The organism is Microbacterium sp. NPDC080005, from assembly GCF_040702445.1.
Lineage (GTDB): Bacteria > Actinomycetota > Actinomycetes > Actinomycetales > Microbacteriaceae > Microbacterium > Microbacterium oleivorans_D.
This window is the reverse complement of record NZ_JBFBLD010000003.1, coordinates 99683-116230: the sequence shown is the minus strand read 5'-3', so window position 1 is coordinate 116230 and position 16548 is coordinate 99683. Positions and strand designations below refer to the sequence as shown.

At 70.9% G+C, this 16548-nt stretch carries 15 protein-coding genes; 5 read left to right on the top strand and 10 right to left on the bottom strand.

The window, feature by feature from the left end; genetic code table 11:
• Window positions 1-70: 70 nt before the first annotated feature.
• Window positions 71-1885 carry a DEAD/DEAH box helicase gene (locus AB0259_RS13830; protein WP_366223075.1) on the bottom strand — a complete coding sequence of 605 codons (1815 nt, stop codon included), beginning with the start codon at window positions 1883-1885 and terminating at the stop codon, window positions 71-73.
• 91 nt (window positions 1886-1976) lie between these two features.
• Between AB0259_RS13830 and map the strand changes: the two genes are divergently transcribed.
• Together map and AB0259_RS13820 are read left to right on the top strand one after the other, a co-directional pair.
• Complete coding sequence (gene map / locus AB0259_RS13825; RefSeq protein ID WP_366223074.1) at window positions 1977-2750, top strand: type I methionyl aminopeptidase; 774 nt, start codon at window positions 1977-1979, stop codon at window positions 2748-2750.
• Between the two features lie 49 nt (window positions 2751-2799).
• Window positions 2800-3999 (top strand): pyridoxal phosphate-dependent aminotransferase, encoded by a 1200-nt coding sequence (locus tag AB0259_RS13820; RefSeq protein WP_251578712.1) that lies wholly within the window; start codon window positions 2800-2802, stop codon window positions 3997-3999.
• Between the two features lie 27 nt (window positions 4000-4026).
• On the opposite strand, the gene AB0259_RS13815 is transcribed toward AB0259_RS13820, so the two are convergent.
• From AB0259_RS13815 to AB0259_RS13800, 4 genes are read right to left on the bottom strand one after another with little or no spacing between them, the layout of a single operon-like run.
• Window positions 4027-5163 carry a UDP-N-acetylmuramate dehydrogenase gene (locus tag AB0259_RS13815; protein WP_366223073.1) on the bottom strand — a complete coding sequence of 379 codons (1137 nt, stop codon included), beginning with the start codon at window positions 5161-5163 and terminating at the stop codon, window positions 4027-4029.
• On the bottom strand, window positions 5163-5570 hold the full coding sequence (locus tag AB0259_RS13810; RefSeq protein WP_366223072.1) for a MaoC/PaaZ C-terminal domain-containing protein: 408 nt from the start codon (window positions 5568-5570) through the stop codon (window positions 5163-5165). The genes AB0259_RS13815 and AB0259_RS13810 overlap by 1 nt, the downstream gene beginning before the upstream one ends.
• Complete coding sequence (locus tag AB0259_RS13805; protein ID WP_251578708.1) at window positions 5567-6013, bottom strand: MaoC family dehydratase N-terminal domain-containing protein; 447 nt, start codon at window positions 6011-6013, stop codon at window positions 5567-5569. The genes AB0259_RS13810 and AB0259_RS13805 overlap by 4 nt, the downstream gene beginning before the upstream one ends.
• Window positions 6014-6051: 38 nt before the next feature.
• Window positions 6052-6858, bottom strand: coding sequence for a sulfite exporter TauE/SafE family protein (locus AB0259_RS13800; RefSeq protein WP_366223071.1), 807 nt, complete (start codon window positions 6856-6858; stop codon window positions 6052-6054).
• An 84-nt stretch (window positions 6859-6942) separates the two neighbouring features.
• Between AB0259_RS13800 and AB0259_RS13795 the strand changes: the two genes are divergently transcribed.
• Window positions 6943-7977, top strand: coding sequence for a beta-propeller fold lactonase family protein (locus tag AB0259_RS13795; RefSeq protein WP_366223070.1), 1035 nt, complete (start codon window positions 6943-6945; stop codon window positions 7975-7977).
• A gap of 6 nt (window positions 7978-7983) precedes the next feature.
• Here AB0259_RS13795 and AB0259_RS13790 read toward each other — a convergent pair whose 3' ends face one another.
• From AB0259_RS13790 to AB0259_RS13780, 3 genes are all read right to left on the bottom strand, one after another.
• Window positions 7984-8541, bottom strand: a complete 558-nt coding sequence (locus tag AB0259_RS13790; RefSeq protein WP_251578703.1) for an NYN domain-containing protein — start codon at window positions 8539-8541, stop codon at window positions 7984-7986.
• A gap of 93 nt (window positions 8542-8634) precedes the next feature.
• Entirely contained in the window at window positions 8635-10362 is a 1728-nt protein-coding gene (locus AB0259_RS13785) for an AarF/UbiB family protein (RefSeq protein WP_366223069.1), read from the bottom strand.
• A gap of 5 nt (window positions 10363-10367) precedes the next feature.
• The gene (locus AB0259_RS13780) at window positions 10368-10979 is read right to left on the bottom strand and encodes a PadR family transcriptional regulator (RefSeq protein ID WP_251578699.1); all 612 of its coding nucleotides are present in this window, start codon (window positions 10977-10979) and stop codon (window positions 10368-10370) included.
• A 246-nt stretch (window positions 10980-11225) separates the two neighbouring features.
• On the opposite strand from AB0259_RS13780, the gene AB0259_RS13775 reads away from it, so the two are divergent.
• Window positions 11226-12260 (top strand): hypothetical protein, encoded by a 1035-nt coding sequence (locus tag AB0259_RS13775; protein WP_366223068.1) that lies wholly within the window; start codon window positions 11226-11228, stop codon window positions 12258-12260.
• Window positions 12261-12327: 67 nt separating this feature from the next.
• On the opposite strand, the gene AB0259_RS13770 is transcribed toward AB0259_RS13775, so the two are convergent.
• Window positions 12328-13623 (bottom strand): M18 family aminopeptidase, encoded by a 1296-nt coding sequence (locus AB0259_RS13770; RefSeq protein WP_366223067.1) that lies wholly within the window; start codon window positions 13621-13623, stop codon window positions 12328-12330.
• A gap of 102 nt (window positions 13624-13725) precedes the next feature.
• Here AB0259_RS13770 and ligD point away from each other — a divergent pair, with 102 nt between their 5' ends.
• A complete protein-coding gene (ligD, locus tag AB0259_RS13765; protein ID WP_366223066.1) occupies window positions 13726-14958 on the top strand; it encodes a non-homologous end-joining DNA ligase in 1233 nt (410 codons plus the stop codon).
• Here ligD and AB0259_RS13760 read toward each other — a convergent pair.
• Window positions 14919-16532 (bottom strand): DHA2 family efflux MFS transporter permease subunit, encoded by a 1614-nt coding sequence (locus tag AB0259_RS13760; RefSeq protein WP_366223065.1) that lies wholly within the window; start codon window positions 16530-16532, stop codon window positions 14919-14921. The genes ligD and AB0259_RS13760 overlap by 40 nt on opposite strands.
• Between the last annotated feature and the right edge of the window lie 16 nt (window positions 16533-16548).

Below are 16548 nucleotides of genomic sequence, written 5' to 3'. Positions count from 1 at the left end.
CCACCACGACCCGCGGCATGTCGCGCCCGATCCCTTGCATCCGCGCACGCGGCGGTGCGAGCGGATGCCGTCAGTCGCGGCCGTGGCGCGGTTTGCGCGCGGGGCGGTCGTCGTACGTGCGCTCGGGCCGGTCGCCGTAGGAGCGCTTCGGGCGGTCCTCGTAGGAGCGCCTCGGACGCTCGCCGCCGGGGCGGCCGCGGTCGGGACGGATCTCGATGAGCTGGCCCGAGATGCGCGTGCCCTTGAGGCGCTCGAGGACCGAGGCGTCCATCGACGTCGGCAGTTCCACGAGCGAGAAGTCGGGCCGGATAGTGATCGCACCGAAGTCGTCGCGGCCGAGGCCGCCCTCGTTCGCGAGCGCGCCGACGATCTGACGCGGCTCGACGCGCTGGCGGCGGCCGACCGCGATGCGGTACGTCGTGAAGTCGCCCTTGCCGCGCCGCTCGCGCGCGCCGTCGGTGCGCGCGGGCCGGTCCTTGCGGGTGCCCCGTTCGGCGTCCGCGGCGATCGCTTTCGCGAGCTCGTCGCGCTCGGGGTCGAGCAGCAGCGGGGTCTCGCCCTGCGCCACGACGGCGAGCGCGGCGGCGACATCCTGCTCGGGCACGTCGTGGTTGCGGACGTAGTGCGCGATCACGTCGCGGAACGCCGTGATGCGCTCGGTCTCGGCGAGCGCCGTCGTGATGGCGTCGTCGAAGCGCGCCAGACGGGTCGAGTTGATGTCCTCCGTCGTCGGCAGCTGCATCTGCGTGGGCGCCTGACGCGTCGCGCGCTCGATGTGCGCCAGCAGGTAGCGCTCGCGCGGAGTCACGAAGCTGATCGCGTCACCCTTGCGACCGGCGCGACCGGTGCGGCCGATGCGGTGCACGTAGGACTCGGTGTCGGTCGGGATGTCGAAGTTCACGACGTGGCTGATGCGCTCGACGTCGAGACCGCGCGCGGCGACGTCGGTCGCGACGAGGATGTCGAGCTTGCCGTCCTTGAGCTGCTGGATGCTCCGCTCGCGCTGCGGCTGCGGGATGTCGCCGTTGATCGGCGCCGCGCTGAAGCCGCGGGCGCGAAGCTTCTCGGCGAGGGTCTCGGTCTCGTTCTTCGTGCGGACGAAGATGATCATCCCGTCGAAGTCCTCGACCTCGAGGATGCGGGTGAGGGCGTCCACCTTCTGCTGGTACGACACGATCAGGTAGCGCTGGGTGATGTTCGTGTTGGTGGAGGTCTTGGTCTTGACAGTGATCTCCTCCGGGTCGCGCAGGTACTGCTGCGCGAGGCGGCGGATGGATGCCGGCATGGTCGCCGAGAACAGCGCCACCTGCTTGTCCTCGGGGGTCTGCGCGAGGATCTGCTCGACGTCCTCCGCGAAGCCCATCTTCAGCATCTCGTCGGCCTCGTCGAGGACGAGGTTCTTGAGCGCCGAGAGGTCGAGGGTGCCCTTCTCGAGGTGGTCCATGATGCGACCGGGCGTGCCCACGACGATGTGCACACCGCGGCGGAGCGCCGACAGCTGCACGCCGTAGCCCTGTCCGCCGTACACGGGGAGGACGTGGACGTTCCTCATGCGCGCGGCGTAGGACTCGAACGCCTCGCAGACCTGGAGCGCGAGCTCGCGGGTCGGGGCCAGCACGAGTGCCTGCGGCGTCTTCTGGGTCAGGTCGAGGTTCTCCATGATCGGCAGTGCGAAGGCGGCGGTCTTGCCGGTGCCGGTCTGCGCCATGCCGACGACGTCGCGGCCGCCGAGGAGGACGGGGATGGTCGCGGCCTGGATGGCCGAGGGGGTCTCGTACCCGAGGTCTTTGATGGCGGCGAGGACGGGACCGGTCAGACCCAGCTCGTCGAAGCCGGGGAGGGCGGGGGTGTCTGCGGAATCGGTCGGGGTCTGGGGGTCACTCACCTACCCACCGTAGTGGAGCCGGGCTGGGAACCATCCGGGCAGGCGTAGGATGAGAGGTCGCGCCTGCCGACCGGAACGGACTGCCTGCCTCGTGATCGAGATCCTCACCCCCGAACAGATCGACCGTGCCCGCACCACGGGCGGGCTCGTCGGCGACATCCTCCACGGCATCAAGGAACGCGTGAAGCCGGGGACGAACCTCCTCGAGATCGACGCCTGGGCCAAGGACATGATCCTGGGCGCGGGCGCCGAGTCCTGCTACGTCGACTACGCACCCTCGTTCGGCCGCGGTCCCTTCGGCCACTACATCTGCACCGCCGTCAACGACGCCGTCCTCCACGGCCGTCCCCGCGACCAGCGCGTCGCCGCCGGCGACCTGCTGACCCTCGACCTCGCGATCAAGACGGGCGGCGTCGCCGCCGACGCCGCGATCAGCTTCACCGTCGGGGGAGCACCCCACGCCGAGAACGACGCCCTCGTCCGCGCGACCGAGGAGGCCCTCGCCGCCGGCATCGAGGCCGCCCAGCCCGGTGCCCGGATCGGCGACATCTCCGCCGCGATCGGCGACGTGCTCACCGGCGCCGGCTACCCGGTCAACACCGAGTTCGGCGGGCACGGCATCGGCACGACGATGCACCAGGACCCGCACGTGTCGAACACCGGGCGTGCCGGCCGCGGCTACCGCCTGCGCCCGGGGCTCATGCTCGCCATCGAGCCGTGGGTCATGGTCGACACCGACGAGCTGAAGATCGACGAGGACGGCTGGACGCTGCGCAGCGCGACCGGATGCCGCACCGCGCACACCGAGCACACGGTGGCCATCCTCGAATCGGGCAACGAGATCCTCACCCGCCCGACGCGCTGACCCCCGACACACCCCTCACCCGCGCGGCGCCCGACGGTACGCTCGGAGGGTGACCGAACGCGCTCCCGTCTCCGCCAAACTCTCCGCCATCGCCGAGTCCGCGACCCTCAAGGTCGACGCCAAGGCCAAGGCCCTGCAGGCCGCCGGACGGCCGGTCGTCTCGTATGCCGCCGGAGAGCCCGACTTCGCGACGCCGCAGTTCATCGTGGATGCCGCCGCCGAGGCCCTGCGCGACCCCGCCAACTTCCGGTACACCCCGGCGGCCGGCCTGCCTGTGCTGCGCGAGGCGATCGCCGCGAAGACGCTGCGCGACTCGGGTCTCGAGGTCGCACCGTCGCAGATCATCGTCACCAACGGCGGCAAGCAGGCCGTCTACCAGGCGTTCCAGGCTGTCGTGAACCCGGGTGACGAGGTCCTGCTGCCCGCACCGTACTGGACCACGTACCCCGAGGCGATCGCCCTCGCCGACGGCGTGCCCGTCGAGGTGTTCGCCGGTGCCGACCAGGAATACAAGGTCACCGTCGAGCAGCTCGAAGCCGCCCGCACCGACAAGACGACCGCCCTGGTGTTCGTGTCGCCCTCGAACCCCACCGGCGCCGTCTACACCGCCGACGAGACGAAGGCGATCGGCGAGTGGGCCCTCGCCCACGGCATCTGGGTGATCACCGATGAGATCTACCAGAACCTCGTGTACGAGGGCGCCCGGGCGGTGTCGATCGTCGAGGCGGTTCCCGAGCTCGCGGGCCAGACGATCCTCGTCAACGGCGTCGCGAAGACCTACGCCATGACCGGGTGGCGCGTGGGCTGGATGGTGGGCCCCGCCGACGCCATGAAGGTCGCCGGCAACCTGCAGTCGCACCTCAGCTCCAACGTCAACAACATCGCCCAGCGCGCAGCCCTCGCCGCCCTGTCGGGCCCGCAGGACGAGGCGGAGAAGATGCGACAGGCGTTCGACCGCCGCCGCGGGCTGATCGTGTCCGAGCTCGCGAAGATCCCGGGCGTCACGGTGCCGAACCCGCTCGGCGCGTTCTACGTCTACCCCGACGTCACGGGTCTGCTGGGCCGCGACTGGGACGGCGTCCGCATCGACACGTCGCTGGAGCTCGCCGACTACATCCTCGAGCGGGCCGAAGTCGCTGTGGTCCCGGGTGAGGCGTTCGGCCCGTCCGGCTACCTGCGCCTGTCGTACGCCCTGGGTGAGGACCAGCTCCTCGAGGGCGTGCAGCGCCTGCAGCGCCTCTTCGGCTGAAGGACGCCGGCTGGGCTGCGGCCCGGGTCACAGCTCGACGTCGAAGAGCACCGGCTCGGGCTGCAGCAGCACGCCGAACTCGGACTGCACGCGCTGCTGGATCAGTCGCGCCAGCGCAGCGACCTCCTCCGCGCGGGCCCGCCCGCGGTTGGTGAGCGCGAGCGCGTGCTTCGTCGACAGCGACGCCTGCGAGCCCGGCAGCCGGAATCCCTTGCGCATGCCGGCGTGCTCGATGAGCCACGCGGCGCTGATCTTGACGGGAGCGGGTCCGCCTTCTCGCGGCGGGATGAAGCCGTCGAACCGGTCGAGCGGGATCACCCGGTCGGCCTCCTGCTCCGGCGCCATCGACCAGCGCGGCGCCTCCGGCGGCAGGGTCGCGGCGAACTGCGCCGAGACGATCGGGTTCTGGAAGAAGGACCCGGCGCTCCAGGTGTCGTGATCGTCCTCGTCGAGGACCATGCCCTTGCGACCCCGGATGTCCAGCACCGTCTCACGGATCCACGAGAGCGAGACCGTGGCATCCGCCTCGAGTCCGAGCGCGGAACGCAGCTGCGCGCCGCGCACGGGCACGTCGCCGTGACCGACCTGGGCGAGTTCGAGCGTGACCGACAGGACGACGGCGGAACGTTCGGGGACCGACCCCCAGTGCTTCTTCAGCACCGACGTGCGCAGCCCCAGTCCCAGATCGGATGCCGGGACCACCGAGACATCCCCCGTCGCCTCATCGATGAGTTCGACCTCGACGAGCGTCTCGACGATCTCCTGCCCGTAGGCGCCGACGTTCTGGATGGGGGCGGCGCCGGTGGTGCCGGGGATGCCCGACATGGCCTCGATGCCGCTGAGACCCGCGGCCACCGTCTGCGCCACGAGGTCGTCCCAGGGGTGACCCGCCTGGACCTTCAGCCGCACGTGCCCCGGGTTCGGGGACGGCAGCCGCTCGACGCCGCTCGTGCGGACGAGGATCACGGTGCCGTCGAACTCTTCGTCGCCGAACAGGAGGTTCGAGCCGCCGCCCAGGACGAGCCAGCGCTCCCCCGCCTCCCACACATCGCGCAGGGCGTCCACGAGCTCCGCCGTCGTCGTCGCCTCGATCATCCGGCGCGGAGCACCGCCGACGCGCAGCGTCGTGAGCTGCGCCAGGGGAACGGGGGCGATCTCGGGCATCAGGATGCCGCGCGGACGCGCACCTGCGCCTTGCCGAGGACCGTGGTGCCGTCGTGCGAGACGGTCAGGTCGAGGCGCACGGCCTCGTCGTCCACGGCACCGATCTTCGCGACGACGGTGACGTCGGCGCCGGACTCTGTGTCGACGACGACGGGGCGCGTGAAGCGGACGCCGTAGTCGAGGATGCGGCCGGAGTCGCCGAGCCATTCGACGATCGTCTCGACCGCGAGACCCATGGTCAGCATGCCGTGCGCGAGGACGCCGGGCAGCCCGACGCGTTCGGCGACGGCGTCGTTGTAGTGGATGGGGTTGAAGTCGCCCGACGCACCCGCGTACCGCACGAGCGAGGCGCGGGTCAGGTGCACGGTGCGCTCGGCGACGACAGCGCCGATCTCGAGGGTCGTCATTCGTCGCCTCCCACCAGCAGGACGGATGTCGCGGTGACGACGTGGTCCCCCGCGGCATCCGTGATCTCGGCCTCACTCGTCACCATCGCGCCCTTTCCGAATGCGCGGATGCCGGTGACCGTCAGGCGTCCCGTGAGCTCGTCGCCGGCGACGATCGGACGCGTGTACCGGAAGCGCTGCTCGGCGTGGACGACGCGCTCGAGGACGATGCCCGATCCCGGTTCGCTGAGCAGCTGCTGGAGGGTGACGTCCTGGATCACCATGGCGAACGTCGGCGGCGCGACGACATCGGCATAGCCGAGGGCGCGGGCCGCGTCGGGGTCGTCGTGCTGCGGGTCGGTCGCGAAGACGGCGCGGGCGAACTCGCGCACCTTCTCACGTCCGACGAGGTACGGGGTGGTCGGCGGGAAGACGCGACCTTGCAACTCGGGATTCACGGGCACCGGTCGATCCTACCGTCCAGGCCCGCGGCGGGTCCGGGTCAGCGGGTGCGACCGGCGCGGTGGGCGCGGACCGCTTTGATGGCCAGCTGCACGGCGATGAAGGTGAGGTAGACCGCGAACAGCACGTTGGCGGTGAACGGGTCGACGAGGGTCGCGAGCCACGCGCCGAGGGCGGTGGTGGTGCACGCGGCGACACCGATGACGCCCGCGGCGACGAGGTCGACGTTGTGACGGCGGAGGTTGCCGATCGTCCCCGAGATGGCGGTCGGGATCATCATGAGCAGCGAGGTGCCCTTGGCCACGAGGTCGCTCGTGCCGAAGAGGAACATCAGTGCGGGCACGACGATGACGCCGCCGCCGACGCCGAGCAGGCCCGCCATGACACCCGTGAAGACGCCGAGCACGGCGAGCCCCGATCCCGTCAGCCACGACAGCGGCAGCTCGGCCTCGCGGGAGGGCACGACGATGAAGAGCATCACGATGACGACCACGAGGAAGGCGATGAAGCCCCAGCGGATCGCGTTCTGCGGCAAGCGGGCGAGCAGCCACGTCCCGATCTGCGCGCCCACGACGGCGGCGGCCGCGAGGATCAGCGCCGGCACCCAGGCGACCGCTCCGACGGCGGCGTATGAGACGACGCCGACGGCGGCGGTCGGGACGATCGCGGCCAGCGACGTGCCCGCCGCACGCTTCTGATCGAAGACGAGCAGCGTCAGCAGAAGAGGCACGATCACGGTTCCGCCGCCCACGCCGAACATGCCCGACATGAGGCCGGCGAGCAGACCGATGCCCACCGCGCTGAGGTAGTAGCGGGGGGTGCGGGTGAGGGGGGGTGTCGTGGTCACGAGGAGGGGTCCCACACGAAACGCATGTCTCGACCCTACTCCCGGGCCGCGGAGCGCCCGGCCGGGGCGGCCTACGATCGAGGTATGTCCCCTTCGCTCGTCCTCGTGGCCAATGCCGGTGAATCGTCGATCAGCACGTTCCGTGTGACGGAGGCCGGTCTCGACCGGCTCGCGGTCACCGCCGGGACCACCGGCTGCTCGAACTTCGCCGTCGATCCCGAGAGGGGCCTCGTCTACGCGTCGGTGAAAGCGGATGACGAGAATCCGGATGCCGGCATCCTCACCCTGTCGCTCGATCGTGAGACGGGTGAGCTCACGCCGCTGACGCGGGTGGCACTGCCGGACGGCGCGATGAACTACCTCGCCCTCACGCGGGACGGCTCAGTGCTGCTGGGTGCGGCGTACTCCGGCGGGTACGGGATCGTGTGCGCCGTCGACGCCTACGGAGTGGTCAGCCCGCCCGCCGCCGAGCTCCGCTTCCCGCGGCTGCACTCGGTGCTCGCGAGCGGCGACGGCCGCCACGTCTACTTCGTCTCGCTGGAGAGCGATCTCATCGCGCAGTGCGCCCTGGGCGACGACCTCACCCTCGCGCCGCTGGACCCGGGTACGGCGGCGGCGCCCACCGGCAGCGGCCCGCGTCACCTCGCGTTCAGCGACGACGAGGAGACCGTGTACGTCCTGACGGAGTTCACCGGCGAGGTGCTGCGCTACCGTCGCGACCCGGCGGCGGGGACGCTCGAGCTGCTGTCGTCGACTCCCGCGCACGACCCGGCTGAGAAGCTGCGCCACAGCGTCATCGACGAGGATCCGCGCGAGAACCACTATGTCTGGGGCGCCGACATCCACCTCACCGACGGCGTGGTCTGGGCGTCGGAGCGGACGGCGAGCACGCTGGCGGCCCTCCGCATCGGCGCCGACGGCTCGCTCTCGGAGCCGACGGGCTTCGTCGTGACCGAGGATCAGCCTCGTGGGTTCGCCGTCAGCGACGACCGCACGCTGCTCGTCGCAGCCGGCGAGCAGTCGACGTCGGTGTCGCTCTACCGCGTCGACGGCGCCGACCTGCACCTGCAAGGTCGGTACGAGACCGGTCGCGGCGCGAACTGGGTCCGCTTCGCCTGACCACGCTCAGCGCAGGAACTGCTCCGGGTCGAACTCGTCGATCGGGATGATGCGCACGCGGGGCAGCTGCGCATCGAACGCGCCCGCGTCGTACTCGAGATCGAAGAAGCGGATGCCGGGGATCTGCCCGAACCCGGCGTTGCGGAACTCCTCGAACGCGAGCACCCCGATGCGGCGCGACCCGTCGGCGAGGACACCGAGGTCATCGACGAAGTCCCCGTCGTGGCTGACGAGCACGACGTCGTCCCCGTGGTCCTGCAGGGCGCGCAGCGTCCGCTGGATCGCGAGGTCGACGACCTTCTCGTCGGCGTCGCCCGACAGCGGCACGGGCTGGTAGCCCAGGGCGAGGAGGGCCTGCACGAACGACATCGGCAGGTTGGTGGAGGCGTTGAGGAAGAAGAGGCCGCGCGCGTCCTGGTTCCAGCGTTCCGCGACGAAGGAGAGGATCCGGTCCCACCGAGGACGCTCGTCGGGCTGAGGACGCCGTCCGAGGATCGACCCGCCCAGGGTCGCGTCGATGTTCTCGCCGTCGACGAGCACCCAGGTCCTGCGATTGCCGGCCATGCCGCCTCCTCCGCGCGCCGCCACCGTCCGGCCGGTGCGCCCGACTCATCCTAGGCGGCGACCCGGCTCACCAGCCCGGCTCACCAGCCCGGCTCACCAGCGGCGGCCGAACACCCCCGCGAGCACCGCGTGCGCGAGCGGCAGGAGCGACCCCGTCATGAGGACCCCGCCGAGAACCGGATCGTCCGGCCGGATCACGGCGCCTCCGACGAGGAGCCCGGCGAACAGCATGCCCGAGAGGGTCCGCCGGCCCAACTGCTCGAGGCGCGCGACGCGACGCTCCAGCGCAGGGTCGGGCAGCGTGATGCGGTGGTCCTCCACCCGGGTGATCAGGTCGTCGACACGGCCGGGCAGGCGCGAGGCGGTGGTGAGGGAGGTGACGGCACGACGCAGCACGTCGGTGACGGCGTTCCGCCCCTCCTCGCGGACGAGGCGGGACGCATAGGGCTCGACCGCATCCCACAGGTTGAATGCCGGATCCAGCGCGCTGCAGACGCCCGACGTGAGCGACATGGCGCGCACGATGAGGAGGAAGTTCTCCGGCAGCTGGAAGGGCAGCGACCGGACGACGTCCTGGAACTCGATCGCGAAGGCGCGGAACTCACGCGGATCCACCTCTCGCAGCTCGGCGAACCCCATCCCCCCGAACCGGGCGAACAACTGGGTCATGGCGCGTTCGAGCTCGCTCGTGTCGGCGCTCGGCAGCAGGACGCCCACATCGCGGATGCTCTGCACGAGAGCGACGCCGTCCCGTGCTGCGACGGCGATCATCAGGCGACGAAGACCCGCGCGCAGGCTCGGCGGGACCTCGCCCATCATCCCGAAGTCGATGAACGTGAGTCGCCACGGCGGGGTCGCAGGATCCGCGGCATCCGCCGGCTGCATGGGGGTCACGAAGATGTTGCCCGGATGAGGGTCGGCGTGGAAGAACCCGTGCGTGAAGACCTGGTCGAACATGACGGAGGCGAACACCTGCGCCACCTCGGCGGGATCGATGCCCGCAGCCCGGAGAGACTCGTGGTCGGTGATCTTGATCGCGGTGACGTCTTCGAGGGTCAGGGTGCGCCGGGAGGTGCGCTCCCAGACGACTGCCGGAACGGCCACGCGGGGGTCGCCCGCGAAGTCGGCGGCGAATCGTTCGCCGTTCGCTGCCTCGTGCAGGTAGTCGATCTCCTCCAGGCTCGTCTCCGCGAACTCCTCGACGAGCTGCGGGGCGTCGACCCGGTCCGAGACGATGCGCACGTGGCTGAGCCACCGACCGACACGCCTCAGCGCCGCGAGGTCGGTGTCGACGATGTCCTGGATGCCCGGGCGCTGCACCTTCACGACGACCGCGTCCAGACCGGTGAGCTGAGCGTCCTCCGCGGACAGTCGGGCACGATGCGCCTGGCCGAGGGACGCCGCGGCGACCGGGACCGTCTCCATCGTGGCGAACGCCCGATCGAGGGTGACACCGAGCTGTTCCTCGGCCTCCGCCGTGATGAGAGGGAACGGCACGGCGGGCACCTCGTCCTGCAGACCCTCGAGCTCCTTGGTGATCTCGGGCGGGAGCACGTCGAGCCGGGACGACATGAACTGGCCGACCTTGATCATGAGCCCGCCCAGGTCGATCGCCAGCGCATGGAACCGCCGGGCGATCCGCTGCATCCGCGCCGATCGGCCGCGCACACCGATCCAGCCGAGGCCGATCCTCGGCAGGAACAGCTCGAACCACCACGTGACGATCAGGGCTCTCGCCGCGAACCGGAGGATGCGTCGATAGCGCGCTCGCGCGTCGCGGCCGTCGGGGAGGTCGTCGCCTCCCCGACGCCGTGCTGCCACGCGGGTCAGCCCTGCGCGAGCAGGGCGTAGAGCCGGCGGCGGGCCTCATCGAGGATCTCGACGGCCTGCGCGACCTGCTCCGGCGAGCCCGAACGCGCGACCTGCGCCGCGGCCTGCGCCAGCTCGACCCCCGCCTTGGGCAGAGCGGACGCGCGGTGCGAGCGCTCCTTCTGCGGCGCCGAGGTCTCCCACGGAGCGGATGCGGCGGCTTCCTCGGCGACCATGCGACCGGCGTCCGTCAGCGAATAGGTCTTCCGCCCGTTCGCCTCTTCGGCGACGATCAGACCCTCGTCGGCGAGCAGCTGCAGGGTCGGGTAGACCGAACCGGCGCTGGGCTTCCATGAACCACCGCTGCGGGTGTCGATCTCCTGGATGATCTGGTAGCCGTGCATGGGCTTCTCTGCGAGGAGGGCGAGCACGGCGGTGCGGACATCGCCGCGGCTCATCCTCGGCGATGCGGGGCGCTGGTCGAACTGGGTGCGGAACTGTTCGAACGCCTCCATGAGATTGGCGCCGAGACCGCTGAGGTCGAAGCCCTGCGCCCCGGATCCGAAACCGCGCCCGCCGGTGCCGAAGCCGCTCGAACCGAAGCCCTGCGAGCCGAATGAGCTGTTCATGCTGTCTCCTTCTGATGGTGACCGATACCCAACGATATATCGTTCACGGCACGGCAGACCCGGGGTTAGGAAGTTCCCAGCGACGTTGATCAGGTCTTTTTCTCCGGCTGCCCGGGCGGGCGTTGTCCAGGTAACGTTCGGGTAACGCTCAGGAACGTCGGCCAGAGTGGGCGACTCGTGCCCGCCCGAACGGTCACGCGCGCTCCGTCGGAGCGTGTTCTCGCTACACGGAACCTTTTTCTCTGCATGCCTACAGACACGTCATCCACCCCCACCCGCCGCTCCATCCGCACCACACGCGCCGCCGCCCGCCGGCTCCGGCGCCGTCCGGTCCTCGTCCTCACGACGTTGACCACCGCGTTCGCCATCGCCGCGAGCGCCACCGCGATGGCCCCGGCACCCGCCACCGCGCAGGCGGAGCCGACGCCGGCGATCGCACTGGCCTCCTTCACGAAGGCCCTGCCCGATTCGCTGACGGAGGGCGTCGCGACCTCGGTGCCCGCCGCGAAGATCGAGTCGACTCTCGACCGCGCCGACGATGCGGTCGCCGCGTCGAAGAAGGTCACGACCGACATCGCGGCGTCGAAGCTCGACGTCGGCACCAAGGACACGACGGTCGAGACCGATGATCTGGCGCAGGCGGTCTCGGACCTCGAGAGCGTCTCCGCCCTTCCGCTGCTTCTCGACACGCGGGACGCGACTGCCGCCGTCGAGGCGGAGGTCGCCCAGGTGAACGAGCAGACCGGCGCCCTGCAGGGCCGCCTCGATGCGGCGGTCCAGAAGGAGAAGGAGCGCCTGGCCGAGGAGAAGCGCAAGGCAGAGGCTGCCGCCAAGGCCGCCGCTGAGAAGAAGGCCGCCGAGGAGGCCGCCGCCGCCGAGGCGCGCTCGAATTCTTCCAGCTCCTCCTCGAGCTCGTCGAGCTCGTCGAGCTCGTCGAGTTCCGCAGGGACGTCCAAGCGTGCCGCCTCCGGCACGTCCGCAGGCGCCGCGCAGGCGACGGCCCGGAGCATGATCGGCAGCTACGGCTGGGGCGACGACCAGTTCTCGTGCCTCGTCTCGCTCTGGAACAAGGAGTCGCACTGGAACTACCAGGCCTACAACTCTTCGAGCGGCGCCTACGGCATCCCGCAGGCCCTGCCCGGCAGCAAGATGGGCAGCGCCGGCTCCGACTGGAAGACGAACCCCGCCACGCAGATCGCCTGGGGTCTCGGGTACATCGACGGCCGCTACGGCAGCCCCTGCGGCGCGTGGAGCCACTCGCAGTCCAGCGGCTGGTACTGACCCGCCAGCGACCCCGGATGCCGCGGGTCCCCGACACCTCGTCGGCGGACCCGCGGCATCCGTCGTCTCACGCGGTGAACACCGCCTCGGCGACGCGGGCGAGGTCGTGCAGGTCGCTGACGCCGGCGAGCTCCCGCGCCGAGTGCATCGACAGGATGGGGATGCCGACGTCGACCGTGGCGATACCCAGCCGGGTCGCCGTGATCGGCCCGATCGTCGAGCCGCACGGGACGGCGTTGTTCGAGACGAACTCCTGCGAGCCGACTCCGGCGGCGTCGCACCAGCCGTGCCAGGCGGCGGCACCGGCGCCGTCGGTCGCGTACCGCTGGTTGGCGTTGATCTTGAGGATCGGACCCGAGCCGAGTCTCGGCTGGACGACGGGGTCGTGCTTCTCGGCGTAGTTCGGGTGCACGGCATGGCCGACATCGCTCGAGACGCACCACGATGAGGCGAGCGCACGCAGCTGCTGCTCGCGATCGGCGCCCAGACTCAGCTGGATGCGTTCGAGCACGTCGGCCAGGAACGGACCCGCCGCACCCGACCGGGTCGCGGACCCGACCTCCTCGTGGTCGAAGACGGCGAGCATCGCGATGCGCTCCCCGTCGAACCCCTCGGCTGCGCGCGCGAGTGCCACGACACCGGCGTGCACCGAAGCGAGGTCATCGAGGCGGCCCGAGGCGAAGAACGCGTCGTCCTTGCCGAAGACGGCGCCGCGAGCGGCGTCCGCCGTCACGACGTCGTACCCGCGGATGCGGTTCGCATCGACACCGGCCTGCGCTGCGAGCTCGGCGAGCAGGTCGGCGGCGTCGGCGTCGCCGAGCCCCCAGACCGGCTGGGTCTGGCGCTGCCGATCGAGCGCGAGGCCGTCGTTCGCCTCGCGATCGAGGTGGATCGCGAGCTGCGGGAGGCGCAGGAGCGGGCCGGTCGCGGCGAGGACGCTCGTGCCGTCGTCGAGGACGAGGCGGCCCGCGAGGCGCAATTCGCGGTCGAGCCACGAGTTCAGCAGCGGACCGCCGTAGACCTCGACGCCGGCCTGGAGCCAGCCGTGGCTTCCGGTGGTCGGCCGGGGCTTCAGCTTGAGAGCCGGAGAGTCGCTGTGCGCCCCGAAGACGTGGACACCGGTCGCGGCATCCGCTGCCGGGGGGACGATCCAGGCGAGGACCGCGCCGTCCCGGACGACGAGGAACCGGCCGCCCGGCTGCGCCGGCCACGCGTCGCGCTCGTCGAGCTCGATGAAGCCGGCCTCGCGCAGCCGACGGGCGACCTCCGCGGCGGCGTGGTAGCTGGACGGCGACGCAGCGACGAAGTCGGCCAGGTCGGCGGCGTGGTCGAGTGCGGCCGTGCCGGACACGGGCGTGGACATGGGACCTCCAGGAAGGATGCCGGACAGGACCCTCCGATCGTAGACACCCCGCCCGGGCGCAACCCCGTGGCGACCCCGCCGCCGAGCGGGTAGACCGGGCGTATGGCGAAGAAGGACGACGCGGTCACGCTCGAGGTCGACGGGCACGAGGTTCGGCTGTCGAGCCCCGACAAGGTGGTCTTCCCCGAACCCGGCATCACCAAGCGGGACCTCGCCGACTACTACCTCGCGGTGGCCGATGGCGCCCTGCGGGGCGCCGCGAATCGGCCGATGGTGCTGAAGCGGTTCGTGAAGGGCATCGGCCAGGAGGCGTTCTTCCAGAAGCGCGTCCCCGAGAATCGCCCGGATTTCGTGTCATCGGCCACGCTGCACTACGCCTCGGGGACGAGCGCCGAAGAAGCGGTGATCCAGGATGCCGCGGGCCTCGTGTGGGCGGTGGGGCTCGGATGCCTCGATCTGAATCCGCATCCGGTCCGCGCGGACGACCTCGACCACCCGGACGAGCTGCGCATCGACCTCGATCCGATGCCCGGCGTGGAGTGGTCGCAGATCGTCGACGTCGCGTTCATCGCACGCGACGTGCTCGCCGACGTGGGACTCGTCGGCTGGCCGAAGACGTCGGGGTCGCGCGGCATCCACATCCTGGTCCGCACCGACCGCGCGCACGACTACCCGCAGGTGCGGCTCGCCGCCCAAGCGTTCGCGCGGGAGGTCGAGAACCGGGCGCCCGGCCTCGCGACCGCGCACTGGTGGAAGGAGGAGCGCGGCGAGAGCGTGTTCGTCGACTTCAACCAGAACGCGAAGGACCGGACCGTGGCGTCGGCGTACTCGGTCCGTCCGCTCCCCGACGCGCGGGTGTCGATGCCGATCGAGTGGGACGAGCTGCGAGACGTCCGCCCCGAGGCCTTCACGGTGCGCACCGTCCCGAAGCTGTTCGCGGAGCGCGGCGACGCGCACGCGGGCATCGACGAAGCCCCGGGGTCGCTCGACCGGCTGCTCGACCTCGCCGAACGCCTGGGGCCTGCGGAGAAGGCGCCCCGGGGCGGCGACGGGACGGGGCGGCGGCAGTCGACGATGCCGCTCGTCGAGATCTCGCGCGCCGCCACCAAGGAGGAGGCCCTTGCCGGCCTGGACCGGTGGAAGGAGCGGCATCCGGACGTCGTGCGACGCCTCTCCCCCGCCGATGTCCTCGTCGACGGCATGCGCGGGTCGAGTTCGCTCTGGTACCGCGTGCGCGTGAACCTGCAGCACGTGCCCGACCTCGAGCGACCCCCGCAGGAGCCGCTCGAGGTCGACTACGACCCCTGGACGCGCTCCGCCGGCCGCGACTCCTGAGACTCCTCGGGCCTGCGCGCGGAGCCGAGGGCGAACGTGGCACCGAGGCCGACGACGAGGAAGCCTGCGGCGGTCAACGCCGACGCCCGGGTGCCGTCCGAGAACGCCGTACGTGCGGCATCCGCCACCTGCGCCTGAGACGGGTCGGCGTCGAGCCCCGCGATCGCCGCACCTGCCGAGTCGACGACGGCCGAGACGACGTTGTCGGCCTGCGCGGCGGGCACACCGGCATCGTCCAGCGAAGACGCGAGCAGGCCGCCGGTCGTCGTGAACAGGACGGTGCCGAGGATGGCGACGCCGAGCGCTGAGCCGACCTGACGGGCCGTGGACTGCATGCCCGAGCCCTGGCCGGACTTCTCGACCGGGACGTCCTGCAGGATGACGCCCGTGAGTTGTGCGGTCGCGAGGCCGACGCCGAACCCGTAGACGGCGAGCGCGGGGATGAGCCAGCCCCAGGCGGCATCCGGTCCGATGATGAACCCCGCCCAGGCGATGCCGATGATCTCGGCCAGGATGCCGACGCGCACCACGACGACCGGGGGTACCTTGCCGCTGAACGCTCCCGCGGCACCGCTCGCGACGAATGATCCGCCGGCGAGGGCGAGGAGCAGGAACCCGACCTGCAGCGCGTCGAAGCCGAGGACGAACTGCAGCCAGAGGGGCAGCGCGAGGATGAGACCGAACTCGCCGAGCGACACGACGAGGGCGGCGATGTTGCCGTTGCGGAACGACGAGATGCTGAGGAGCGAGAAGTCGATCAGCGGGTCCTGTCCGCGGCGGCCGCGGCGGAGGCCCCACCAAACGAACAGCACCAGCGCGATGAGGGTGATCGCGAAGGCGAACGGGATGGGCGAGACGGGCAGCGGCCATTCCCAGCCGCCGATCGTCAGACCGTCCTCGGCCGTCCACCACCCGAAGGTGCGCCCCTCGATGAGACCGAACACGAGCGACCCGAACAGGATCACCGACAAGAGGGCGCCGACGCCGTCGATGGATCGCTTCCGCGTCTCACGCGACTCCCCGACGGTCAGCAGGACGCCGATCACGATGATGATCCCGAGCGGCACGTTGATGCCGAACGCCCACCGCCAGGAGAACGCGGTCGTCAGCCAGCCGCCGAGGAGCGGCCCGAGCGCGGCCATGCCGCCGATCGTGGAGCCCCACACCGCGAAGGCGATGCCGCGTTCGCGCCCTCGGAAGGTCGAGTTGATGAGCGAGAGGGTCGTCGGCAGGATCATCGCACCACCGATTCCCTGCACGAAGCGGGCGAGGATCAGCAGCTCGCCGGTGGGGGCGAAGCTCGCCAGCACCGACGAGGCGGCGAAGATCGAGACGCCGAGCAGCATGATGCGCCGCCGACCGAAACGGTCCGCGAAGGCGCCGAACAGGAGCAGGAACGACGCGAACACCAGGGTGTAGACCTCCTGCACCCACTGCACCTCGGTCGAGCTGATCTTCAGCTCCTCGACGATCGAGGGCACGGCGACGTTGACGATCGTCGAGTCGACGATGATGAGCGAGACCGCGACGCTGATGAAGACGAGACCGAACCACCGCCGGGAGTCCTTCGCCATGAGATTTACCTCGCTT